Raw genomic sequence first — 23,491 nt, forward strand, 5'->3', positions numbered from 1 at the left:
GCGAACTACGAGCCACGGTCATGGCCATGCGTGGAGCGTCTCTCTTGATTCTGATGGGGTGCCTCCTCGGTCTGCCGCTCGCGGGATGCCCCCCGGTGGACCCGAGCGGAGAGGTCGTGGGCACCTACGACGTGACTGGCAGCCTGGTGGTAAACAGCTGCGGCAGCACGGCCTTCGACGCGGTCGATCCCCTCTCGTTCGTGGTGGAGCTGCGCTCCGAGGATGACGGCCCGGCGTACTGGCGCAGGCCCAACGCGGCCATCGTGAACGGCTCTCACACGGGTGACGACTATCGCTTCCGCACCGAGATCCCCGTGCAGCTCTATGGCCCGGACATCGAGACGCAGACCCCCGGCTGCGTCCTCTCGCAGATCGAGACCATTCGCGTCACGGCCAAGTCGGACTCGCTCGACGGGGGCGTGCCCACCGACCAGGGCACCAGCACGGGCGACGCGGGCGTCCCCGCCAGCAGTGCCTTCCGCGGAACGAGTGTCATCGAGCTCGCGCCCACGGCCGGGTCCAACTGCCTGCGCGCCGTGGCCATCTCGGGAGGGCCGTTCCTCACGCTGCCTTGCCGCGTGGAGTACGACCTCAGCGGGTCCACGCGGTCGTCGGTGTTCGAGTAGGCGAAGCTCGCCCCCAAGCTGCCCACCTCTTTCAAGGCAAGCTGGGAGCCGGGTCAACGGGCACCCACGGCTTCAGCCTGAGGATTCAACACATCTTGCTGGGGGGCCGAATCGGCTTGCTGCAAGGCACTATGGGCACCCCGGGTTGAAACCCGGGGCAGCATCCCGGGCCTGGATCAATTGCGGAAGTCCGCCCCCTGCCGGGCGCGGACTGCGTCGTTCAAGGTCGGATGGGTCTCGAGTTCTGCGTCATCCGCGCCTTTGCGCTCAACCTTTCTCCTGCTTGGAACTGCCCAGTCCGGGCCCGTTAGGGGCTGGACTTCCGCGCCTGTCAGGGCGGGGGATGCTGCCCCGGCTTTCAAGCCGGGGTGCCAATTCCCCTTGAAACATGACCGATTCATGCTGACCAGGGCCTGCCAAGACTTGTGTTGAATGACCAGGCTCGACCCGTGGGCAGCAAACTGGGCCTCGGCATTCCGAAAGTCCGACCTTCGGGCGGACTCGGCCTTCAGCCGTGGCTCCCCGCTCAGGAGCCGCTGGTCTCGCCGCCGTCGTCACCCGCAGGCTTCGCAGCTTCCGCCTTGGCGGCAGCCTCCACCTTTGCAGCCTCGACCTTCGCAGCCTCTGCCTTCGCCGCATCCCCGTTGCCAGCAGGCGGGGGAGGGGGCGGCACGCTCGGCGTGGACGACGGGGGTGGCGTGTCGCGCACGGACACGCGGCGCTCGGCGAGCACGATCATGCGCGGGGATTGGGCCCCGAAGAACACGCCCGGCGTGGCGTAGCGGCCGGTCACCTCCACGGTGCGGAAGCCCTGCTGCTGCAGCAGCATGCCCAGCTCGTGTAGCGCGTAGAGGCGAATGCTGTAGTGCCGGTCGTGCTGCCGGCCGTTGTCCAGGATGACGTTGCGCTTCACGTTCAGCCGGGAGGAGAAGTAGTTGAAGTCCGTCTCCTCCATGCAGATGCAACCGTCGCCCTCGAACCACACCAGGTTGGGCTGCGACTGGATGACGTGGTCGCGGTTGACCACGTCGATGAGCAGGCGGCCGCCGGGCTTGAGCGCGCTGTAGAAGCGCTCCACCACGCTGCGGTTGCCGTCGTCGTCGAAGTACCCGAACGTGGTGCCCCAGCAGAGCACGGCGTCGAAGCCGCCCTCGAACGCCATCTCGCGCATGTCGGCGTGCAGGAAGTTGATCTTGATGCCCCGGTCCTGCGCCTCGTCCGCCGCGCGCGAGAGCATGGGCAGCGAGAGGTCGAGGCCGATCACGATGTACCCGCGCATCGTGAGCTCGATGGCATGCATGCCGAGGCCACAGCCCACGTCGAGGATGATGGCGCCTGGGTCCAGCTTGAGCATGGCCAGGATGGCGTCGCACTCGCGCGCCACCTCTTTGGGCGTGGGCGCTCGCACCGTGCGCAGGTAGTCGTCGCTGAAGAAGTCGTCGAACCACGGCTTGCGCTTGGCTGGCCCGGGCGGCGCGAGGGGCGCGGACGCCGCAGCCGGAGCCGCGGGGGGCGCGGCGACGGCAGCCGCAGCCGGAGCCGCGGGGGGCGCGGCGGCTGCAGCGGGCGCCGCGGGCGCCGCATGCGCGCTCGGCACCGCGGGGGCAGCCGGGATGGCGGGCGTGGTCTTGGTGATGGGCGGCTTCGTGGGGGAGACCTCCTCGAGGTCGTCCATGTCCAGCACGTCGTCGTCGCCGCTCGCGTCCGCCACGTTCTCGATGGTGATCTCGGAGGAGACCTCATCGTTGAAGCGAGGCTGCACGGGCTGCTCTGCCTTCGCTACGGCCTCGGCCTCTGCTGCGGCGGCCGCTTCGCTCTCTGCGGCGTCGGCAATCTCAGAAGCGGCGCTCGCGTCGGCGGCTTCCACGACCAGGTCGAAGTCCGCCGAGTCCCCCGCTAGGGCCGCGGCAGGCTCGGGCGCAGGGGCCGGCGCCGCTGCCGGAGCGGCTTCGGGCTCCACCTGCTTCAGGCTCACCAGCGGAACGGGGTCTTGTGACTCGGCCGGCATGGCGGGGGGCGGCTGCGAGAGCTTGCGGCTCGCCATGCCCGTGACGATGACCGACTTCATGGCCACGACCGACGCCCGCGAGGGCTTCGCCACCACTGGCTCCGGCGCGGCTGGCGCAGCCGGGGCAGCTGCTTGGGCCCCTTCTTCTTGGGCGGCCGACGAGTGGCGCGCCACCTCGTCCACGGGGACTCGCAGCGGCCTGTGGCGCATGCGGCTTCCACTGGGATTGGCGGCTTCTTCGCTCATCGCGGCCTCCGAGGGACAGCCACACGCTGTCCCATGCGCACCATGTCACCGGGCGAGACACGCCACTCGAGCGGCGCTCCGGGCGGCAAGAAGACCACCGCGGTGGACCCCAGGTGGAAGACGCCCAGCTCCGCGCCCCGCGCCAGCTGCACGCCACTGTCGCCGTAGCGCTTGAGACCGGACTCACGCCCCACGTTGGTCTCAATGTTGTCGTAGGACATGGAGATGTGCCCCACGCCGATGGCGCCCACCATGATGGTCACGACTTGGCCGTGCTCGGGGCTGTCCTGCAGGGTGACCACACGCTCGTTGCGTGCGAAGAGACGCGGCACGAAGTCGGTCCCGATGCGGTTCACCGGGTAGAGCGTCCCCGGCACGTGGCGCGCGGCCGTGACCCGGCCTGCCACGGGGGTGTGCACGCGGTGGTAGTCGCGCGGCGAGAGGTACACGATGAAGTAGTTGCCGCCCTGATACGCGTCGCCCAAGCCCACATCGCCGAGCAGGTCGCCCACGCGATACGGCTTGCCCTTCACGGTGACCGAGGCCGCCAAGTCCACTGCACCGAAGTCTTCGATCTTGCCGTCTGCGGGCGAGATGATCACGGAGGGATCCGCGTCGATGGGGCGCGCGCCGGGCTCGAGCGCCCGCGTGAAGAAGTCGTCGAAGCTGCGGTAGCCGCCGCTCGGCACGATGGCCTGCGCCATGTCTACGTCGTAGGCACTCACGAACGCGTCGATGGCACGGCTCACGAGGGGCTGGGGCGCGCGCGTTTTGGCGATGGCTCCCAGCGCGCGGCTGATGCGTTTACGGGGGAGCAAACGCAAGGCGTCGGCTGCCAATCGAGCTGGGCTGAGCTGCATCGTCTAGGGTTCCGACCAAACGGACCCGGCAATGCTATCGAAACGATTCAGAAAAGGTCAATTTTTACTGCGACCGACCTCTGCTCGGCTCAGAGCGGCGGTAGCGCCACCTTCATGATCTCGCGCATGACCACCGTGGCGTAGCTGCCTTTGGGGAGCACGAAGCGGATGGTGTAGCCATCTTCTGCAGGCTCGATGTCCAGCTCCGGGAGCGGGACGCGCACGTAGCGGCGCGTGCCCTCACCCCAGCGCGCGATGCGCTCGAGGTCTTCCTGTGAGATGTCGTTGCGCGCCAAGAGGGCATCTTCGCGCTGCCCGGCGTCTTCCTCGGGGCGCCGCATCTTGCTGCCGAACATGGGCCCGGTGGCGCTCAGCTCCCACGCATCGGCGCGGGCCTGCACCTCGTGCACGTCGTCCACCACGAACATCCCGCCCGAGGCGTGCTTCTGGACCAGGTCGCCACGCCGCACCCGGCCCAGCTCGCCGGCGGTCACGCGCTCGGCCACCACCTGGTTGAAGAGCTCCGACTGCAGGGCCGAGACCAGCAGCTTGCGCTCGAAGGGCGCCTTCGGGGCCCGCGCCTCGCCCTTCATCCAGGCCTTCGCACGGATGGCGTTGTCGAAGTCTCGCCCGAAGCGCTGCGACCCGAAGTAGTTGGGCAGCCCCTGGGCCTGAAGCTGAGCGGCCACGGCGCGCACGGCCCCGAGGTCCACCCCGGCCGCGTCTCGCACGCGCAGGGTGAAGCGGTTCCCGTGCAGGTGCCCCGTGCGCAGCTTGGTGCCGTGCGGGACGGCCTCGAGCACCTCCATGTCCGGCAGCTCGAGCGCCATGGCGGCATCGGCCTTGGCGCCGAACAGGCTGACCCACTGGGTGGTGGTGGCCTGCCGGTCCTTCAGGCCCGCATATCCGGCCGCCCGCTCGTCCACGCCCAGCGCCTGGGCGAGCGCCCGCACGGCGTCGGGGGTGGTCCGGTTGCGCTTTCGAAACCGCACGAAGAGGTGGTCACCGCTCCCGGTCGGGGCATAGGCCGGGACCTCGTCCACGACGAAATCATCAGCAGTTGCGCGGAGTGACCCGCCTGTTGGGGGGATCTCGGCGCTCAGGTAGGGGAGCTGCGCGGTGGGGTCCACGCGGGGGTTCGATTCCATGGACAGCTAAACTTTCGATAGACCGTAGAGGGTTCAATCAAGTACCTATCAGATCGGTGGGCAAGCCGAGCGTCGATCGGTTGAAACGTCAGATGGGCCGACTCTTGGAGTCCGGCGCAGCCGGTGGCGTGTACCCGGGAGCCAGCGCGTGCGTGATGTACCGCGACGCGGACGGCCAGCTGGTCACCGTGAGCGCGGCCGGCGGCGTGCTCTGCCGGGGGGAAGCCGCCGTGCGCGAGACCACCACGTTCGACCTCGCCTCGCTGACCAAGCCGTTCGTCGCCAGCGTGGCGGCCCGCATGGTGAGCCGCGGGCAGCTCGACTTCGGCGTTCGGGTGGACGACGTGCTCTCCGACGCGCGTGGGACTCCCCTCACGGGCATAACCCTCGAGGACTTGCTGGCGCATCAGAGCGGCCTCGACGCCTGGGGTGGCCTGTATCTGGACGTTCAGCACGAGCCGGGCAGCGCCGCCGCGCGCCGCTGGATCGTGAGCGAGGCCATGCGGCGCGACGGCGACCACAACCGCGGCATGGTCTACAGCGACCTGGGCTACATCGTGGCGGGGGAGCTGCTGTCGAAGGCGGCCGGCAAGCCGCTGCAGGACCTGGTGGAGCTGGACGTGCTGGCCCCGCTCGGGCTCGCGGGGCGCGTGTTCTATGCGGGTGCGCTCCCGACGGCGGCGCGGCATCAGCTGGCTCACGATGTGCCTCCCACCGAGCGCTGTGACTGGCGCGGCCGCGTGGTGCGCGCCGAGGTCCATGACGAGAACTGCGCGGCTCTCGGCGGGATCGCCGGCCACGCGGGCTTGTTCGGAGACGCCGAGAGCGTGGCCCGGCTGGGGCTCGAGTGGCTGGACGTGCTGGCGCGCCGCTCGGCGTTCGTCACGCCTGCTGTGCGCGACCGGGTGTTTGCACCACGGCCGGGGAGCCACCGCATCGGCTGGGACACCAAGAGCGACACGGGCAGCGCGGCGGGTCAGCGCATGGGGCCGCGCACGTTCGGGCACCTGGGCTTCACCGGCACCAGCGTGTGGTGCGACCCCGGCCGCGACTTGGTAGTGGTGCTGCTCAGCAACCGCGTCCACCCCACGCGCACCAACACCAAGATCCGCACGTTCCGGCCGGCGTTCTACGACGGGGTGGTTCACACGTTCGACGGCTGAACCGCCGCCTTTAGGCGCGCGCACAGCTTGCTGTTCAGCTGGCTCACGTCGGCGTTCTTGGCGGCCTTGGCCATGGCGCGCGGGTCGCCCAGCAGCACCACCAGGCGCTTGGCACGCGTGACCGCCGTGTACAGCAGGGCGCGGCTGAGCAGCATGTGATGCGAGCCGTGCAGCACCACCACGATGCCCTCGAACTCACTGCCCTGCACCTTGTGGACGGTGCTGGCGTAGGCCAGCGTGAGCGCGTCCAGGTGCTCGATCTTGTACTGCACCTCGCGGCCGTCGACCATCACGTAGGTGATGCCGCCCTGGATGCGCCGCACCGTGCCGAGGTCCCCGTTGTACACGTCGCGCTCGTAGTCGTTGCGCAGCTGCATGACCTTGTCGCCGGGGCGCAGCACCGCGCGGGTGGGCTCGGTGGTGGCCTCAGCCGTGGGCAGCGTGGGCGTGGCGCTGGGGTTGAAGCGCGCCTGCAACACCTCGTTGAGTTTGAGCGTCCCGGCGGGGCCGCTGCGCATGGGCGACAGCACCTGCAGGTTGTTCATCTCGATGCCGTAGACGGTGTTCATGCGCTCGACCAGCTGCACCAGCTTCTCGTGCAGGGCCTCGGGCGTGTTGGCGCGGATGGTGAACAGGTCGCCCTCACCGCGCTCGCCTGCGGGCGTGGGCTCGGGCAGCTCACCGCGCAGGATGGCGTGGGCGCCGCGCACGATGGCCGAGCGCTGCGCCTGCCGGAACACCTCGCCCAGGCGCACCACCGGGCAGATGCCGCTGTCGATCAAGTCGCGCAGCACCTGCCCCGGGCCCACGGGCGGCAGCTGGTCCACGTCGCCCACCAGCACCAGCGTGGCGGAGGGGGGCACGGCCAGGAACAAGCGCTCGGCCAGGCGCACGTCCAGCATGGAGGCCTCGTCCACCAGGATGAGCTCGGCGTCGATGGGGTCGTCGTCGTACTTCTGGAAGCGGGCCAGCGCGGGGTTCCACTCGAGCGTGCGGTGCACGGTCTTGGCCTCGTGCCCCGTGGCCTCGGTCATGCGCTTGGCGGCGCGGCCAGTGGGCGCGCAGAGCACCACGCGGCGGCCCAGCGCGCGGTGCGCCGCGACCACGGCCTTGATGGTGGTGGTCTTGCCGGTGCCGGGCCCGCCCGTGAGCACCATGAGCCCGGTGGTCAGGCTGGCGCCCACCGCGGAGCGCTGCGTCTCGCTCAGCGGCGAGCCGTCCAGGGCCGCGGCCACCGCGGCGTCGGCACCCGCGGGGAGCTTGCGGGTGCGCGCCAGCGTCGCCAGCAGGTTGGCCACGCGACGCTCGGCGCGGTGCAGCGGGGGCACGTAGAGGTCGCCCTCGTCTTCGATGACCAGGCCCCGCAGGAACAGCGTGGGCAGGGCCGCCTCCACCGCGTCGGTGGGCACCCGCAGCAGCGTGCAGCCCTGCAGGAGCTGGTCGCGCGTGAGGAACAAGTGCCCGTCGTCCGCGGCCTTGCCCAGCAGGTGCAACGTGGCCCCCGCGGCGCGGCGCGGGTCGTCCTCGGCGATGCCCAGCCCACGGCCGATCTGGTCCGCGGTGCGGAAGCCGATGCCGCTGACCTCCTCCGCCACCATGTACGGGTCCTCGCGCACCTGGCGCACGGCGTCGTCCTGGTAGCGCCGCATCACCCGGTCGGCGGCGGCCTGACCGATGCCGAGGCCACGCAGGAACACCATGGTCTCCACCAGCGCGTGCTTCTCGCGCACGGCTTTGGCAATGGAAGTGGCGCGACCTGCGCCGATGCCCGGCACCTCGCGCAGGCGCTTGCTCTGCTGCGTGATGATGTCGATGGTCTCGTCGCCGAAGTGCTGCACCAGGCGCTCGGCCAGCCCCTTGCCGATGCCCCCGATGAGGCCGCTGCCCAGGTAGCGCACGATGCCCGGCGCGGTGGTGGGCAGCACGGGCGTGAAGCCGTTGACCTGGAAGCGCCGGCCGAAGCGCGGGTGGTCCGAGAAGCGCCCGCGCAGACGCAGCGTCTCGCCCACGCTCACGTTGCCCAGGTTGCCCACGGCCGTGACGTCGGCCGCCTCGGCGCTGTCACGCGTGCGCACGGCGCGGATCACCGCGAAGAGACCGTCTTCGCTGCGGAAGAGCACGTCCTCCACGCTGACCTCGACGACCTCTTCGTGGCGGTTCGGGGGTTCGTTCACCGACCAGGCGCTTACCACGTTTCGCCGTCTGCGGCGCCCCCGGGAGTGCAGCTGGCCCGCGTGATGAAGGCCCCTGGTTCTCCCGAGCGAGGATCATCTCCGACACGCTGCGCACAGCGCCCCTCGACGCCACCGGCGACGGCCGGCACCGCGGACAGCCGGCGCCCCTGTGCATCTCGCAGGTACAGCGGCTCGCCCGAGTTGGTGAGCCCGCCCGTGGCGATGGGCCCCTCGAGCCGCACGATGGGCACGCCCGGCGGGATGGGCGCATCACCGTGCATGGCGCCGGCGTCGAAGCGCGCCGCCACCAGCAGCACGCGCGCCCCGGGCGCGAGCACCACCCCGCTGGTCACCTCGTCGCCCTCGCGTTCGGGCGCGTCGGCCAGCGTCAGGCCCGCCAGGGGCAGCGGCACCGGGCCGTGGTTCAGCAGCTCCACGTACTCTTGGTCGGGGTCGGGGCCCAGAGGGTCGGCCAGCACTTCGGTGATGCTCAGCTGGGCCAGCGGCGGGTGCGTGCGCACCAGCGTGTCCACCGTGGTGGTGGCGCCGCTCAGGCTGAGCGCCTCCATGCGCACGGTGTAGAACGTGTCGGCGTCGAGGCCGCGCAGCCAGAGCGTGGTCTCGGCGCGCTCGGCCAGGGAGCGGGCCACCACGCCCCCCGCGCCCAGCTCCACGATGGCGCTCGCGGTCAGGAACGCGCGCACCCGCAGGGCGTCGTCGCTGCGCAACAGGCAGAACCCCGAGATGGACTCTTCGTCGCGCTCGCAGTCGGTGGCCGAAGGAAGCGCGGGGTCCACCTCCGCGCCGGTCACCTCGAAGCGCACGAAGGTGGGCATGACGGGGGCGCCCTGCGCGTCGAGGCTGCCCTCGTCCACGCCCAGCTCGTGCTCGCCCGAAGGGAGCCGCGTGAGCGGATCGAGCCGCAGGCAGACGGCCGCTTCCACGCCCATCTCCGTGCATGGCCGCTGCTCCGCGCGGTGGGCGATGGCCCCGAGGGGCCCACGCCAGCCCGTCTGGATGCGCATGCTGGGGCCCTCCGGACCGAGCGCGATCCACGCGCGCGGCAGCTCGTCAGGAACACCCGCGCTCCCGTGCGCGGGCCACGTGGCCACTAGTAGTGGCGAGGGCAGCACGCCAGCGTCAGCCGCAGGCGGCTCACGCGAGGGGATGCCCACGTCGAGGCACGCCCCGAGCAGGAGGGCCGCGCTAGAGGGCACGAGCTGGTGGTGAAGGCATCGCGCACGAGGCGGCGACAGACGGCGGGCAGCAGTGGGCGGCATGGCCCGGGTATCGGGCGCCAACGAGCGCGGTTGCGCAGGTCCCGCTCACCGCGCTGGGCGGTGCACGATCTCCACGCGTACGGGCACGACTCCGGCGCGGATCATGTCGAGCTCCTCGGCCGCCGCGCGCGAGAGGTCGATGATGCGGCGCCGGTCGCCGAAGGGGCCTCGGTCGTTCACCCGCGCGTAGGTCACCGCGCCGGTGTCTTCGCGCGTGACGCGCAGGATGGTGCCGAAGCGCAGATCGCGGCTGGCCGCCGTGAATTCGGTGGTGCGGTAGGGCTCGCCGCTGGCGGTGCTACGGCCCGCCAAGCGGTCGCTGTAGTAACTGGCACGCCCCGTCAGCGTCTCGAGCGCCGGCGCGCTGCTGTACTGGGCGGCGTAGGGGCTGCCGCTGGTGGCGCTGCTGGCCGTGACCGAGTGCGTGGTGGACCCCGCTGGGTCAGTGGCCGCGCCGCTGCCGCTCTCGGAGGTGGCGGCTTGTTCGCCGGCGGTGCCTTCACTTCCGCTGGACGCTGGGGCGGAGGCGCGTGCGGCGCTGGACCCGCCGGACCCACCGGACCCGCCACCGCAGCCAAGGGTCAGCAGCAGCGCGCCAAAGAGCCCCGCGCGGAGCGTGCGCGCTGTAGGGCGGCGCCCCGGGTGAGTTGGCATCATGGGGGACCTCCAGCCGCCGGCAGCCCGTGGCCGGGCACGAGCAGCGTCCTGCGGAACGCGTCATACAAAAAGCGGTCGCTGTGCTCGGGGTTGTGACAGCCGGTGCACACGCTCGCCGGCACGTCACGCCGCGCCGGCGCCACGCTGCCTCCGGAGGCCACGTGCGCGCTGCCCGGACCGTGGCAGTTCTCGCAGCCCACGTTGATGAGGGCGCCGTCGCCCAGCTGCGTGACGGTGGAGCCGCCCGGCTGCAGGTAGCCCGTCACGTGGCACCCCACGCAGCTGAGGTTGAACTGCTTGTGGCGCACCTCGAGCGTGCTGTAGGCCCGCCCGTGCGGGTGCCCACGCCACCACGTGTACGCCGCGCTGTGGCAGCTCTCACATGCCGCCGAGCCCAGGTAGTGCGGCTCTCCCGCAGCCACGGGTTCGGGTGCCCAGTCGGCCAGCGCGACCCGGTTGTGCTCGTTCACCCGGCGCGCCAGGGCCTCCATGGCAGCGGTCACCTCGGCGTCTTGCGGCGCGTCGGGTGGCAGCTCGAAGAACGTGGCCGCTAGGGCGAGTTGGTCCGGGGGCAGGGCGGGTGGAACGACCCCCGCGAGCTCCGCCTGCATCCCGCTCAGGCGGCCCCGCTGCCGCGCGATCTGCTGTGCGTCGGCGCCCTCCTGCTCCCAGCGCGCGAGGCTGGCCGAGAGCTCCTCGATGTCCGCCTCGAGCGTGGTGCGACGGGCCGCCGCGCTCCATGGGCTCACGTCCACGATGGGGCTCGCGGGCGCGGTTCCCGGCGGCGGCAGGTAGATGCCCGCCACGGTGACCCCTTGGCCCTGCCGGCTGGCGTGCAGCACCAGCGCGTCGCCCGCGCTGCCCGGGGGGAGCGCCTCGTCCACGTCCGCCCCGCCCAGCACCACCACGTGCACCCCGGCCACCTGAGCCACCGCCCGGGCCGTCCGGCGCCCGCCACGTGTGAGCACCACCACCAGATCGCGCGTGGCGTTGGCTGGCGCATCCAACAGAGCACGCGTGGCGTCGGCGGCCGCCCGGGGCTCCTCCTCGGTGATGCCCAGCACCAGCACGGTGCGCCCCGCCACCTCGCGCCGCACCGCGTCGCTGGCCTCGCGCCCCAGCAGCGGCAGCCGCGCCCGGGTGGCCAGCGCCTCGAGCGCCTGCGGCTCGGCCCTGTCGTGTGCTCCGGGCAGGGCGGCCGCCACCTCGAACCGTGCCACCACGTCGGCCACCGCCTCGGCGTTGAGCGCGTCTTGGCCCGCCTGGGCACGGGCGGCGAAGCTGGGGCCGTCCGCGCCGTCTGCAGCCGGGGCGCCTTCGTCCGGAGCGCCATGCGCGGCGGCGTGTGGGCCGTGCGACTGCCCGGAGAAGAACAGGTCACCCGCCATCAAGGTGAGCGTGGGCCCGGCAGCCCGTGTGGCCGCGATCCGTGCGGCGACCCGATCGATGCCCCCGAGGGGACGGCTGGTGCAGCCGCAGGGCTCGAGGTAGCCCTTGAGATCAGTAACGATGGCGAGGGTGAAGGCGGGGGGGGGCAGGGTGGCCTCCACCAAAGGCGACTCGCCCCCATCCGGGTCCCCACCGCAGCCCCGCGCCGTACACGCTGCAAGCAGGAGACAGCAGCCGAGACCCCACAGCCGCGCCGTGAGCCTCGAGCCGCGCGTGGCGTTGACCTCTGGCATCGCAGGCACTCATAGCGATAAAGTGCTCGGGGAACAAAGCATTCCCTCCTGCCCAGGAATCGCGCCCGCTCGGCCACACAATGCGCCAGTCGCCTTGACGCTTGTCTGCAAGCCCGCTAGCTTCCGCCGCCGGTTGCCCCCGAGGACCTTTCCTTGGCGCAAACATCCCGGAAAAAAGAGGAATCTCCCCATGGTCGTGGTTCGACTTGCCCGACGTGGCGCCAAGAAGCGTCCGTTTTATCACATCGTCGTCACCGACAAGCAGAACGCGCGTGACGGCCGTTTCATCGAAGAGATCGGCTACTACGATCCCTCCCGTGAGATCACCGAGGCCCACGTTCTCTACGACCGCCTGGCCCACTGGGTTTCGCAGGGTGCTCAGCTGAGCGAGCGCGTCGAGAAGGTCGTCAAGGCCCACAAGAAGGCCAGCGCAGCCGCGGCTGCCTGAGCCCGAGCCAGCTCCAGCCGTGCCGGTCGCCGCTTCTTCGGCGCCACTCAGCGGAGCTGGTTTTCTCACTTTCACTCGAGGCTCGTCGGTACCTTGCAGGACCTCAAAGATCTCGTCGCCTACATCGCCCGTGCGCTCGTGGATGACCCCGACTCCGTGGAAGTCTCCGCGGTCGAGGAAGACCGCGCCATCGTGCTGGAGCTGAGCGTGGCCGAGGACGACCTCGGGAAGGTCATCGGACGCGAAGGCCGGACGGCACGCGCCCTTCGCACCGTGGTGGCCGCTGCCTCCACGCGCTTCGACAAGCGCGTGGTGCTCGACATCCTCGAGTGACCGGCAAGCGCGAGAGCAGCGCGCCGGATGGCAGCGAGTCCAAGTGGGTGGCCCTCGGGGCCATCACGCGGCCGCACGGCGTCCGGGGCGAGCTGCGCGTGCACCTCTTCAACGCGGACTCCGACCTGCTGAGCACGCTGCCGCGCGTTCACCTGCGGAACGCCGATGGGCACCTGCAGATGTACTCGGTGCGCTCCGCGCGCCGCGCGCCCAAGACGTGGCTGTTGGCGCTCGACGGGGTCACCACGCCCGAGTCGGCCGAGGCCCTTCGCGACCACGAGGTGTGCATCCCCCGCGCGGAGATGCCCGTCCCCGACGCCGACGAATTCTACCTGGGCGATGCCGTGGGCCTGCCCGTGATGCGCGCCGGCGAGAAGGTGGGTGAGGTGCTCGAGGTCATGCTGTATCCGAGCATGGAGTGCTTCCGCTGCCGCTTCGAAGACGGCATCCGCGAGGTGCCGGTGATGCGCCCGTGGGTGGAAGGTGTGGACATCGAGGGCGGCGAGGTGCGGGTCGGTGATCTGGACGATCTCCCGCTCGAGAAGCTCGGCGGGGCCTGATGCGCTTCGAGGTGGTCACGCTCTTTCCCGAGCTCTTCGCCGCAGCCGACGTGGGTCTGCTGGGCAAGGCGCGCGAGCGGGGGGACGTGTCGCTCACGCTGCTGTCCCCGCGCGAGTTCGCCACGGACAAGCACCGCTCCGTGGACGACTACCCTTATGGCGGCGGCAGCGGCATGGTGCTGATGCCCGCGCCCATCGTGGAGGCGCTCGAGCACCTGGATGCCCAGCGCTCGGGGCCCACGCGGCGCGTGCTGCTCACCCCGCAGGGCGCGCCCTTCACGCAGCGCACGGCCGAGCGGCTGTCCACGTACCCCGCGCTCACGCTCATCTGCGGGCGCTACGAGGGCTTCGACGAGCGCATCCGCAGCCACGTGGACGAGGAGCTCTCGCTCGGTGACTTCGTGTTGTTGGGCGGTGAGATCGCCGCGCTGGCGGTCATCGAGGCCACCGCGCGGCTGCTGCCCGGGGTGCTGGGCAACGAGCGCTCCGCCACGGACGAGTCGCACGCCGGCTTCCTGCTGGAGTACCCGCAGTACACCCGGCCGCCCGAGTTCCGGGGGCAGGGCATCCCGGACATCCTCATGAGCGGACACCACGCCAAGATCGAGGCATGGAGGCGGCGCGAGTCCGTGCGGCGCACCTTGCAGCGCCGGCCCGATCTGCTCGAGGGGCGCACGCTTCATGCGGAGCTCGCCAAGCTGGTGGCCTCGGTGAAGGCCGAGCTCGCCGCCGAGGCGGAGCAAGCGCCCACCGACGGGGACGCCACGTGAGCCGGCGTGTCTACTGCGCCCTGGTCCACCACCCCGTGAAGGACCGCGATGGCGCCACCGTGGCGACTTCCATCACCAACCTGGACGTCCACGACATCGCGCGCTCCTCGCGCACTTACGGCCTCGCGGGGTACTACCTGGTCAGCCCCATCACCGCCCAGCACGCCATCGTGGACCGCATCCTGGACCACTGGCGGCCGGGCCAGGCCGGGGCGGGGCGTGTGCCCCAGCGCGCCGAGGCGCTTCGATTGATCGAGGTGACCCGCAGCATCGAGGAGTCCATTGCGCACATCCAGGCGCGGGAGGGCCAGGCGCCACGCGTGTGGGCCACCGGCGCGAGGGCCCCCGAGGGCAAGGCCATCCTGTCCTTCGTGGAGGGGTCACGCGTGCTGCATGATGACCCTGGTGTGCCGACCTTGATCCTGTTCGGGACGGGCCACGGGCTCACGAACGATACCGTGCTCGGCGCCGATGCCGTGCTGGCCCCGATCCGCGCGGGCAGCGACTACAACCACCTCTCGGTGCGCGCCGCCGCGGCCATCATCTTCGACCGGCTCTTCGGCGAAGGCTGACGGCGCCGAGATGGATATTGGATTGACATCCCTCGGGATCAGGCTAAACAGCGACCCCCAACGCCACCGGGCATGTTGTCCCGCGAGACGCAGGTAGACCATGAGCAAAGCTGTCCCTCTCATCCAGGCGATTGACGCCTCCCAGGCCCGCACCCTGACCCCCTTCCGGCCCGGCGACACCGTCCGCGTCCACTATCGCATCCGCGAGGGTGAGAAGGAGCGCGTCCAGGTGTTCGAGGGCGTCGTGATTCGCCGCAAGAGCGGCGGCGCTGGCGCCACCTTCACCGTCCGCAAGGTCTCGTACAGCGTCGGCGTCGAGCGCATCTTCCCGCTCAACTCGCCCCGCATCGAGAAGGTGGAAGTGCAGGCCCGCGGCCACGTGCGCCGCGCCAAGCTGTACTACCTCCGCGATCTGGCCGGCAAGAAGTCCCGCCTGCGCGAGACCAAGAAGCACCGCTGAAGCCCCGCGGTCCGAAGGGATCGCGTGCGCAGCCGTGTGTTCGTCACGAACGCCCTCGAACAGCCTGTTCCGGGGCGTTTCGCCGTTGGGTCGGGCGTGCTCCCGGCATGCCGGGTATGCTCGCCGCGTGCGCATCGACGAGCACTACGACGAGTACGAGACGCTGGCCGGGGGGCGCGTGGTGCACCTCCGCACCATTCGGCCGAGCGACAAGGATCTCATGCGGGAGGGCTTCGAACGCCTGGGTCCGCAGTCGCGCTACGCTCGCTTCTTCACCGGCAAGAAGGAGCTGCACGACGCGGACCTGGTGTACCTGACCGAGGTGGACGGCGTGGACCACGTGGCTCTGGTGGCCGGCGAGAACGACGGGCACGGGGTGGAGCATGGCCTCGGGGTGGCGCGCTTCGTGCGCTGCCTGGACGACCCGCACGTGGCCGAGCCCGCCATCGCGATCGTGGACGACGCACAGGGGCTGGGCCTGGGCGGGCTGATGCTACGGCGCCTCACGGACGCGGCGCGTGAGCGTGACATCTGGCGCTTCCGCTGCCCCGTGCTGGCCAACAACGAGGCCATGCAGGCGCTGCTGGCGGAGATCCAGCCCGACGTGCGGCGGAGGGCCGACGCGCCCGGCGTCACGCTCTTGGAGATCGCGCTGCCGGGCACACCGGCCACCGATGGCGGTGAAACGGGCACCCCGCCCGAGCGCGGAAGTGGGCTCTACACGCTGACGTCGGCCATCCAGCGGCTGCTGGCGTCCGTGGCGCGCCAGGCCGTCGCGGTGCCGTACCGCTTCCGCGGCGGCAGCCCCCCGGACGACACGGACCCCTTGCCATAATTCGTGCGAGCGCCATGGTTCCGGACTTGGCTGCGCCCCCCATGAAGACGCTCGGGTCCTACTTGCGACCCTACTGGCGATCGCTCGCCATCGGCGGCGCGTTCTTGTTGCTGACCAACGTGGTGGACAAGAGCATCCCGTGGCTGCTGCAGCACGCCATCGACGCGCTGATCGCGCAGGACCTCACGGTGGTGCGGAACTATGCGCTGGTGGTGCTGGTGCTCGCCGCCGTGATGTGGATCGTCCGCATCTTGTCGCGCGTCTACGTCTTCAACGTGGGCCGTGACGTCGAGTTCGATCTGCGCAACGAGATCATCGACAAGGTGCACACGTTGGGGCCGAGCTTCTTCCGCCGCATGCCCACCGGCGAGATCATGAGCCGCGCCACGAACGACCTCGGGCAGCTGCGCCTGCTGGTGGGCTTCGGCGCGCTCAACGTGGTGAACTCCGTGATGGCGTACGTGGGCGCCATCGCCCTCATGACGGCCATCTCCCCGCGCCTCACGCTGCTGGCGCTGGTGCCGTACCCGGCGTTCATCCTGGTGGCGCGGGGCTTCGGAAAGGCGCTCTACGACCGCTCGCGCGACGCGCAGGCGGCGCTCGGGACGCTCTCGGACCGTGCACAGGAGAACCTGGCCGGTGTGCGCGTGGTGCGCGCCTTCGGGCTCGAGCCGCAGCAGAACGCGCGCTTCGAGGAGGCCAACCAGGACGCCATCCGCGCCAACATGCGCTTGGTGGTGACGCGCGGCTTCATGTGGCCCGCGCTCATGCTCATTGGGTCCGTCGGCACGCTGATCGTGCTCTGGCAGGGCGGCGCCATGATCCTCCGCAACGAGCTCACGGTGGGGGAGTTCGCGGCCTTCAACGCCTACCTGGCCTCCCTGGTGTGGCCCACGCTGGCCTTCGGCTACATGCTCTCGGTGGTGCAGCGCGGGCGCGCCAGCTTCGAGCGCGTGCGTGAGATCCTGGATGCCCAGCCCGACATCGCCGACGCGGAAGCGCCCGTGGCCATGCGCGGGCAGGGCGCTGTGCGCGTGGCGAGCCTGGATGTGACGCGCGACGGAACGCAGGTGCTGCACGGAGTGTCGCTCGAGGTACCTGCGGGCGGCTCGCTGGCCATCGTGGGGGGCATCGGCTCGGGCAAGAGCACGCTGGCCGCCACCCTCCCGCGCCTGCTGCCCACGCCGCCCAGGACGGTGTTCGTGGACGACCAGCCCGTGGAGGCGCTCGCGCTGCGGGACCTGCGTCAGAGCGTGGCCTACGCCCAGCAGGAGCCGTTCCTGTTCTCCACCACCATCGAGCGCAACATCGCGTTCGGGCTCGGTAACGACGACTCGCTCAGCCCCGCGCAGCTGCGGGAGCGGGTGCGAGCCGCGGCCGACGAGGCCAGCATCCTCGACGAGATCGACAACATGCCGGGGGGCTTCGACACGCTGGTGGGCGAGCGTGGCGTGCAGCTCTCGGGCGGCCAGAAGCAGCGCATCTCGCTGGCGCGCGCGCTGCTCAACGCCCCGCGCGTGCTGGTGCTGGACGACCCGCTGAGCGCCGTGGACGCCAAGACCGAGGCGCGCATCCTCGAGGCCCTCGACCGTGCAGGCGAGGGGCGCACGCTGATCCTGGTGACGCACCGCGTGGCTGCCGCGGAGCGCATGGATCAAGTGGTGGTGCTGGAAGCCGGCCGCGTGGTGGAGCGCGGCACGCACCGCGAGCTGCTAGCGACAGGCGGCCGCTACGCGCGCATGGCCGCACGGCAGGCCCTCGAGGCGGAACTCTCCACACTATGAAGCGCCCCGCAAAGAAGGCACAGCGAGCGCCCGGCAAGCGCCTGCTCATGGTGGAGTCGGCGCAGGAGTCGCTGGCTCCCTCGGGCGAGCCGGGCAGCGACATGCAGCTGCTCCGCCGGCTGGTGCCGTTCGCGCGGCCGCATGCCTGGCTGTTCGTGGGTGCGTTGGTGACCATGCCGCTGGCCGCGCTTGCGGCGCTCGTGCAGCCGCTCATGGTGAAGGGCGCCATCGAGGCCACGCTGGTGTCGCGCAGCGCGGACGCGCTCATGGTGGTGGTGTTCGCGTTCGCGGCCGCCATCACCGTGGAGTTCATCACCAAGTTCGCGCAGACCTACCTCATGCAGCTGGCCGGGCAGCGCACTACGGCCGACCTGCGGCGCGCGGTGTTCGAGCACGTGCAGCAGCTGCGCGTGAGCTACTTCGACCGCGAGCCGGTGGGGCGCGTGGTCACGCGCATGACCAACGACATCGACGCCATCACCGAGCTGTTCGCTTCGGGCGCGGTCACGGCCATCTCGGACCTCATGATGCTGGTGGGCATCGTGGGCTTCATGCTCTACCTGGACGTGGAGCTCACGCTCATCGCGCTGCTGGCCGTGCCGCCGCTGGTGCTGGCGGTGAACCTCTTCCGGCGCTGGGCGCGCGAGGCGTTCCGCAGCATCCGCGTGCACGTGGCGCAGCTCAACGCGTACCTCAACGAGCAGGTGCAGGGCATCGCCGTGGTGCAAGCCTACGGGCGCGAGGCCGAGTGCGCCGACGAGTACCGCGAGATCAACCACGACTACCGCGAGGCCAACTACCGCAACATCCGCTGCGACGCGCTGCTGTACTCGGTGGTGGAGTCGGTGGCCACGGCCTGCCTGGCCATGGTGCTCTACTACGCCGCCACCGCCGCGGGCTTGCTCGAAGGCAGCGCCGCCGTGGCCGTCTACGTGGGCACCGTGGTCGCGTTCTACGACTACATCCAGCGCTTCTTCGTGCCCATCCGCGACCTGGCCACCAAGTACACGGTCATCCAGAGCGCGCTGGCCTCGGCGGAGCGCATCTTCGGGCTGCTGAACCATCAGGAGCCGGACTGCCCGGCCGTGCCCACGGCAAGCGCCGCCGTGGAAGCCACCGAGAACGCCATCGAGTTCCGCTCCGTCACGTTCGCGTACAAGCCGGGGCAGCCCGTGCTGCACGACCTGCAGCTCACCATCCGGCGCGGCGAGCACGTGGGCATCGTGGGCGCCACGGGCTCCGGCAAGACCACGCTCACGGCGCTGCTGCTGCGCCTCTACGAGGTGCAAGAGGGCCAAGTGCGCGTGAACGGGCAGGACATCCGCGCGCTCTCTCGTGACGCCCACCGCGAGCGGTTCGCCACCGTGCCGCAGGACGTGTTCCTGTTCACGGGCAGCGTGCTCGAGAACATCGCGCTCACGGCCACCCCCGACCGCGAGCGGGTGCGCGCCGTGCTCACGCGCGTGGGGGCCTGGGACTGGGTGGAGGCCCGCGGTGGCCTCGACGCTCGCGTGGAGGAGCGTGGGTCCAACTGGAGCGCGGGAGAGCGGCAGCTGCTGGCGTTCGCGCGCGCGCTGTACCGCGACGCACCCATCCTGGTGCTGGACGAGGCCACCGCCAACGTGGACAGCGAGACCGAAGCGCGCCTGCAGCACGCGGTGGGCAAGGTCATCGAGGGGCGCACGGCGCTGGTCATCGCGCACCGCCTCTCCACCATCCGCGCGCTCGACCGCATCCTGGTGTTTCACCACGGCCGCATCGCGGAGCAGGGCTCCCACGAGGAGCTGATGGCGCAGGACGGCATCTACGCGCGCCTGCACGCCCTCCAGCTCGCGAGTGAGGGCGTTGCGGCGGAGTGATGGTGATACACTCGTCAGCCGATGGCTGAAGGGAATGTCACCTACGGGAAGTACCAGCTGCTCGAGCGCATCGCGCGCGGCGGCATGGCCGAGGTGTACCGCGCCAAGAGCCACGGTGTGTCCGGCTTCGAGAAGGTGCTGGTCATCAAGCGCATCCTGCCCGAGTACGCGTCGCACCCCGAGTTCGTGGAGATGTTCATCAACGAGGCCAAGATCGCGGTCTCGCTCACGCACGCGAACGTCGTGCAGGTGTTCGACCTGGGCTACGCCGAGGACACCTACTTCATCGCCATGGAGTACGTGCCCGGCCTGGACCTGGCCACGCTGCTCAAGCGCGCCCGACGCGAGCGCGTCCCGTTGCCGCTGCCCACGCTCGCGCTGATCGCGTCGTCCGTGGCCCGCGCGCTCGACTACGCGCACCACAAGCGGGACCTGGCCGGGCAGCCGCTGCACATCGTGCACCGCGACGTGTCGCCGCAGAACGTGCTGGTGAGCCTCGACGGGGAGATCAAGCTCACGGACTTCGGCATCGCCAAGGCGCGGACCAGCGTGTTCGGCACCGAAGAGGGCATCGTGAAGGGCAAGTTCACGTACATGTCCCCGGAGCAGGCACGCGGTGAGCTGGTGGACCCCAAGACGGACATCTTCGCGCTGGGCACGCTGCTCTATCACGCCCTCTCCGGCGTGAACCCCTGGAAGCGCGAGAACACGGCCGAGACGCTGCGGGCCGTGCGCGAGGCGCGCGTGCCGGATGTGCGCACCCACGCGCCGCTGGTGCCCATCGAGCTCGCGCGGCTTCTGGGGGCGTGCCTGTCGGCCGACAAGGCCGCGCGGCCCGAGAGCGCGGGGCAGGTGCACGAGGCCCTCCAGCCCTTCTTGTTCGAAGGCGGGCGCAAGGCGCGCGCGGCCGACGTGGCGTCCATCGTGAAGCGCTTGCGCGGGGACGAGAACTCCTACTCCACGCTCGACGACGTGGTGCCGCGCCTGTCCAAGTCGTTCGGCAGCGCGCGCCGCACGTCGCGGCCACCCGGGCGAGCCGAGGGCATCCTCCACCGCGGGCTGTCGGCCACCCCCATCGAGCGTCCGCGGGCATCGCGCTCGCAGCCACCTTCGGGGTCCACCGCCACCACCACCAGCTCGAGTGAGTCCAGCCGCGAGCGGGCGCTGGGCGTGGCCCGCCCCCAGGCCGAGCGGCGCGACGTGACCGTGGTCGTGTTCGGGCCGCTGCCGCAGCCGCTGCCCAGCGTGGTGGTGCAGCGCGTGGCTTGGTTCGGGGGCCGTCTGGTGCACTCCGACGGGCCGCTGCAGGCCGCCATCTTCGGGCTGGACGCACCGGACGGGCGCGAGGGCGAGGCGGCGGCGCGCGCGCTGCTGGACCTGCGACGGCGGGCAGCCGACCTGGGCCTCGGGCCTCTGCAGATGGGCCTGCACACGGGCCGCGTGCTGGTGGACATCTCCTCTGCGCTGGTGGCCGACCACCACCTGCGCGCACTGCTGGCAGGTGGCGAGGCGTGCGCCGAGGCCGCCATGCCCGGGCAGATCCTGGCCACGGTCGCGGCCCAGCGGGTCATCCACCGCAGCTTCGACGTGCGCCGCCTGGTGGGCACCGAGCACCGCCAGGTGCTGGGGGAGAGCGCCATCACCATGACGGCAGCGCCCTTCGTGGGCCGGGCCCCGGCGCTGCGGCTGGTGGGCGACGAGATCGCGCGCGCGGCCTCGGGGGACCGCCGGCTGTTGGGCATCGCGGGGGACGCGGGCAGCGGCAAGACGCGGTTGCTGCTCGAGGCCATGGCCAGGCTCCGGCGGGACCACCACAACGTCTCCATGTTCCTGGTGCGCATCGAGCCCGCGCGGCAGACGTCGCGCTTTGCGGTGCTGCAGGAGCTGTTCCGGGTGGTGCTGGGCATCGACGAGCGCGACACCGACGAAGAGGCCCGCGCCAAGTTGGCACGCCTGCCCGAGCTGGGCGCCGACGAGAACGGCGCGCGCGCCGTGCGGCAGCTCTTGGGCTATGCCACGCGTGAGTCCGAGACGGGCGACTCTCTCGACAACGCGCTGCGTCGGGTCATCTCGCGCGTAGGCCGGCGCATGGCCATGTTGCGGCCTCTGGTCATGGCGTTCGATGGCGTGGAGAGCGCCGACCGCGCCAGCTTGCGTATCCTGCGCAGCATCCTCGAGCAGCCGGAGCGCGCCCCCATCCTGGCTATCCTCACGTACCGGCCGGCCCCCGGGCAGCCCTGGCGGCGCCTGCCCAACTTCGTGGAGCACACGCTCGCGCCGCTGGACGAAGAGGAGACCACGCGGCTGCTGGCGGAGCGCCTCGGCACCGACGAAGTGCCCATGCGGCTGGTGGGCGAGGTGCTGCAGAAGAGCGGCGGCAACCCGCTGTTCGTGGAGGAGTACGCGCACGCGCTGAGCGAGGCGGGCGCCGTGCAGATCACCACCGACGGGGTGGTCTTCCGCGACGACATCGCGGTGGGTGTCCCGAAGACGCTGCGCGGCATCATCCGCGCGCGCCTCGAGCTGCTGTCGCCCACCGAGCGGCACTTGCTGCAGGTGGCCGCGCTGCTGCCGCGTGAGTTCGAGGCGCGCACGCTGGCGCGTGTGGTGGACGAGGACCTCGACACGGTCGAAGAGGCGCTGGGACTGCTCGAGCGGCGGGGCATCGTGCACCGTACGGAGCGTGGGCACGCGTTCGTCAGCGACAGCACCGTGCAGGTCATCCACACGGGGCTCACGCCCGAGGCGCGGCGCGAAATCCACAGCGCCATCGCCGTGTCGCTCGAAGAGCTCTACCCCGACCGCCTGGACGAGCTGGCCGAGGAGCTGGCCGCGCACCACGAAGAGGGCGGCTCCATCAGCGAGGCAGTCGCCTACCTCGAGCGCGCCGCGCAGCGCAGCTCGGTAGAGGGAGGCTACGCCGCCGCGTTCGCATCGCTCGAGCGGGCCATCGAGCTGACCGCCCTCGGGGCCGATGCCAGCCACGACGTGCGCCTGCGCCTATACCGCGCGCTGGGCGACGTGGCCTTCGCCGGGCGCGTCCTGGCGCAGGGGGCCGAGCGCATGGCCGCGGCGTTCGAGCTGGCCGACGCCCTCGGGCGGCGCGAGGACGCAGCGCAGTTCGCCATGCTGCGCGGCCTCTTGCTGTGCCACGCCAACCGGGTGGAAGACGCACGCCGCTGGCTGGACCGCGCGCGCGCCATCGCCCGCGAGCTGGGCGACGGGAAGCTGCTGTGCGAGGTGACGGTGGCCACGGCCGACGCGGTAGCGCGGGTGGGGGATCACGGAGCGGCCACCAGCCTGCTGCGCGAGGCGCTCCCGCTGGCCCGTGCCGCGCGCGACATCGACGTGCAGGTGCGCTGCCTCGCAGGGCTGGCCACCTCGTATGCCGCCGCGGGGGACGCCAACGGGGCCCGCGACGCCATGTGGGAGGCCTGGGAGCGCACTCCGGTGGAGGCGCCCGCCTATCGCCGCTGCTTCCTGCACGGCGCCGACATGCACGTGCAGGCCACGGTGGGGGACCTGCGCGACGCCATCGACGCTGGCCGCCGCGCCGAGACCATCGCCAAGGAGCACGGCTTCGAAGACGAGGAGGTGGAGGCGCTGCTGGTCATCGGTGAGTGCTACCTGCGGCTCGACGAGATCTCACGCTCCTTCGCGTCGCTGCGGGTGGCGTACGAGCGCGCCCACGAGCGCGGGCTCACGCGCCGCGAGCACCAGAGCCTGCGCCTGCTGGGCTTCCTGGACGCCTCACGCCACGGCAGCCGCGAAGGGCGTGAGCGCATCGAGAAGGCGCGCGCTTACGCCGCCGCCGAGGGCTACGCCGTGGACATGCTGGAGTGCGACTACCTGCTGGGCTACCTGTACGCGCGCGAGGGCGACCGCATGCGCGCCATGGGCACGTTCCAGCAGACGCTGGCCCTGGCCGTGGGGCTGGGCAACCGGCACTACGCCGCCTTCTCGGAGCGCGCCCTGGACGCGCTGCGCGCGGGCGAGCCGGTCTCGCTGGCCCGCTGAGCCCCGCCC

General features: G+C 71.1%; 19 protein-coding genes. 12 read left to right on the forward strand and 7 right to left on the reverse strand.

What is annotated here, in order from left to right; translation table 11 throughout:
* Positions 1–20 precede the first annotated feature (20 nt).
* Complete coding sequence (locus IPI43_09305) at positions 21–626, forward strand: hypothetical protein (GenBank protein ID MBK7774325.1); 606 nt, start codon at positions 21–23, stop codon at positions 624–626.
* A 526-nt stretch (positions 627–1,152) separates the two neighbouring features.
* Here IPI43_09305 and IPI43_09310 read toward each other — a convergent pair.
* The 3 genes from IPI43_09310 to truD all read right to left on the reverse strand — a co-directional run bounded on the left by IPI43_09310 (position 1,153) and on the right by truD (position 4,888).
* The gene (locus IPI43_09310) at positions 1,153–2,880 is read right to left on the reverse strand and encodes a methyltransferase domain-containing protein (protein ID MBK7774326.1); all 1,728 of its coding nucleotides are present in this window, start codon (positions 2,878–2,880) and stop codon (positions 1,153–1,155) included.
* Positions 2,877–3,629 carry a phosphatidylserine decarboxylase gene (gene psd, locus IPI43_09315; protein ID MBK7774327.1) on the reverse strand — a complete coding sequence of 251 codons (753 nt, stop codon included), beginning with the start codon at positions 3,627–3,629 and terminating at the stop codon, positions 2,877–2,879. Before psd ends, IPI43_09310 begins: the two co-directional genes overlap by 4 nt.
* 200 nt (positions 3,630–3,829) lie before the next feature.
* Complete coding sequence (gene truD, locus IPI43_09320; protein MBK7774328.1) at positions 3,830–4,888, reverse strand: tRNA pseudouridine(13) synthase TruD; 1,059 nt, start codon at positions 4,886–4,888, stop codon at positions 3,830–3,832.
* Between the two features lie 92 nt (positions 4,889–4,980).
* Between truD and IPI43_09325 the strand changes: the two genes are divergently transcribed.
* Entirely contained in the window at positions 4,981–6,051 is a 1,071-nt protein-coding gene (locus IPI43_09325) for a beta-lactamase family protein (GenBank protein MBK7774329.1), read from the forward strand.
* Here IPI43_09325 and IPI43_09330 read toward each other — a convergent pair.
* From IPI43_09330 to IPI43_09345, 4 genes are all read right to left on the reverse strand, one after another.
* The gene (locus IPI43_09330; GenBank protein ID MBK7774330.1) at positions 6,033–8,225 is read right to left on the reverse strand and encodes an ATP-dependent RecD-like DNA helicase; all 2,193 of its coding nucleotides are present in this window, start codon (positions 8,223–8,225) and stop codon (positions 6,033–6,035) included. The two genes, IPI43_09325 and IPI43_09330, sit on opposite strands and share 19 nt — an antisense overlap.
* An 11-nt stretch (positions 8,226–8,236) precedes the next feature.
* Positions 8,237–9,442 carry a lamin tail domain-containing protein gene (locus tag IPI43_09335; protein ID MBK7774331.1) on the reverse strand — a complete coding sequence of 402 codons (1,206 nt, stop codon included), beginning with the start codon at positions 9,440–9,442 and terminating at the stop codon, positions 8,237–8,239.
* A gap of 108 nt (positions 9,443–9,550) precedes the next feature.
* Positions 9,551–10,159, reverse strand: a complete 609-nt coding sequence (locus IPI43_09340; GenBank protein MBK7774332.1) for a septal ring lytic transglycosylase RlpA family protein — start codon at positions 10,157–10,159, stop codon at positions 9,551–9,553.
* Entirely contained in the window at positions 10,159–11,844 is a 1,686-nt protein-coding gene (locus tag IPI43_09345; protein MBK7774333.1) for a hypothetical protein, read from the reverse strand. The genes IPI43_09340 and IPI43_09345 overlap by 1 nt, the downstream gene beginning before the upstream one ends.
* Positions 11,845–12,034: 190 nt before the next feature.
* Here IPI43_09345 and rpsP point away from each other — a divergent pair, with 190 nt between their 5' ends.
* The 10 genes from rpsP to IPI43_09395 all read left to right on the forward strand — a co-directional run bounded on the left by rpsP (position 12,035) and on the right by IPI43_09395 (position 23,482).
* Complete coding sequence (gene rpsP / locus IPI43_09350) at positions 12,035–12,292, forward strand: 30S ribosomal protein S16 (protein MBK7774334.1); 258 nt, start codon at positions 12,035–12,037, stop codon at positions 12,290–12,292.
* 93 nt (positions 12,293–12,385) lie between these two features.
* A complete protein-coding gene (locus IPI43_09355) occupies positions 12,386–12,625 on the forward strand; it encodes a KH domain-containing protein (protein MBK7774335.1) in 240 nt (79 codons plus the stop codon).
* Positions 12,622–13,185 (forward strand): 16S rRNA processing protein RimM, encoded by a 564-nt coding sequence (rimM, locus tag IPI43_09360; protein ID MBK7774336.1) that lies wholly within the window; start codon positions 12,622–12,624, stop codon positions 13,183–13,185. The genes IPI43_09355 and rimM overlap by 4 nt, the downstream gene beginning before the upstream one ends.
* On the forward strand, positions 13,185–13,955 hold the full coding sequence (trmD, locus tag IPI43_09365; protein ID MBK7774337.1) for a tRNA (guanosine(37)-N1)-methyltransferase TrmD: 771 nt from the start codon (positions 13,185–13,187) through the stop codon (positions 13,953–13,955). The genes rimM and trmD overlap by 1 nt, the downstream gene beginning before the upstream one ends.
* Entirely contained in the window at positions 13,952–14,527 is a 576-nt protein-coding gene (locus tag IPI43_09370; GenBank protein MBK7774338.1) for an RNA methyltransferase, read from the forward strand. The genes trmD and IPI43_09370 overlap by 4 nt, the downstream gene beginning before the upstream one ends.
* Before the next feature lie 100 nt (positions 14,528–14,627).
* Complete coding sequence (rplS, locus tag IPI43_09375) at positions 14,628–14,987, forward strand: 50S ribosomal protein L19 (protein ID MBK7774339.1); 360 nt, start codon at positions 14,628–14,630, stop codon at positions 14,985–14,987.
* Positions 14,988–15,114: 127 nt separating this feature from the next.
* Entirely contained in the window at positions 15,115–15,822 is a 708-nt protein-coding gene (locus IPI43_09380; protein MBK7774340.1) for a hypothetical protein, read from the forward strand.
* Between the two features lie 41 nt (positions 15,823–15,863).
* A complete protein-coding gene (locus IPI43_09385; protein MBK7774341.1) occupies positions 15,864–17,606 on the forward strand; it encodes an ABC transporter ATP-binding protein in 1,743 nt (580 codons plus the stop codon).
* 47 nt (positions 17,607–17,653) lie between these two features.
* Complete coding sequence (locus IPI43_09390) at positions 17,654–19,465, forward strand: ABC transporter ATP-binding protein (protein MBK7774342.1); 1,812 nt, start codon at positions 17,654–17,656, stop codon at positions 19,463–19,465.
* A 21-nt stretch (positions 19,466–19,486) separates the two neighbouring features.
* Entirely contained in the window at positions 19,487–23,482 is a 3,996-nt protein-coding gene (locus IPI43_09395; protein ID MBK7774343.1) for a protein kinase, read from the forward strand.
* Positions 23,483–23,491 lie beyond the last annotated feature (9 nt).

It is taken from the genome of Sandaracinaceae bacterium (assembly GCA_016706685.1).
Lineage (GTDB): Bacteria > Myxococcota_A > Polyangia > Polyangiales > Houyiibacteriaceae > JADJJE01.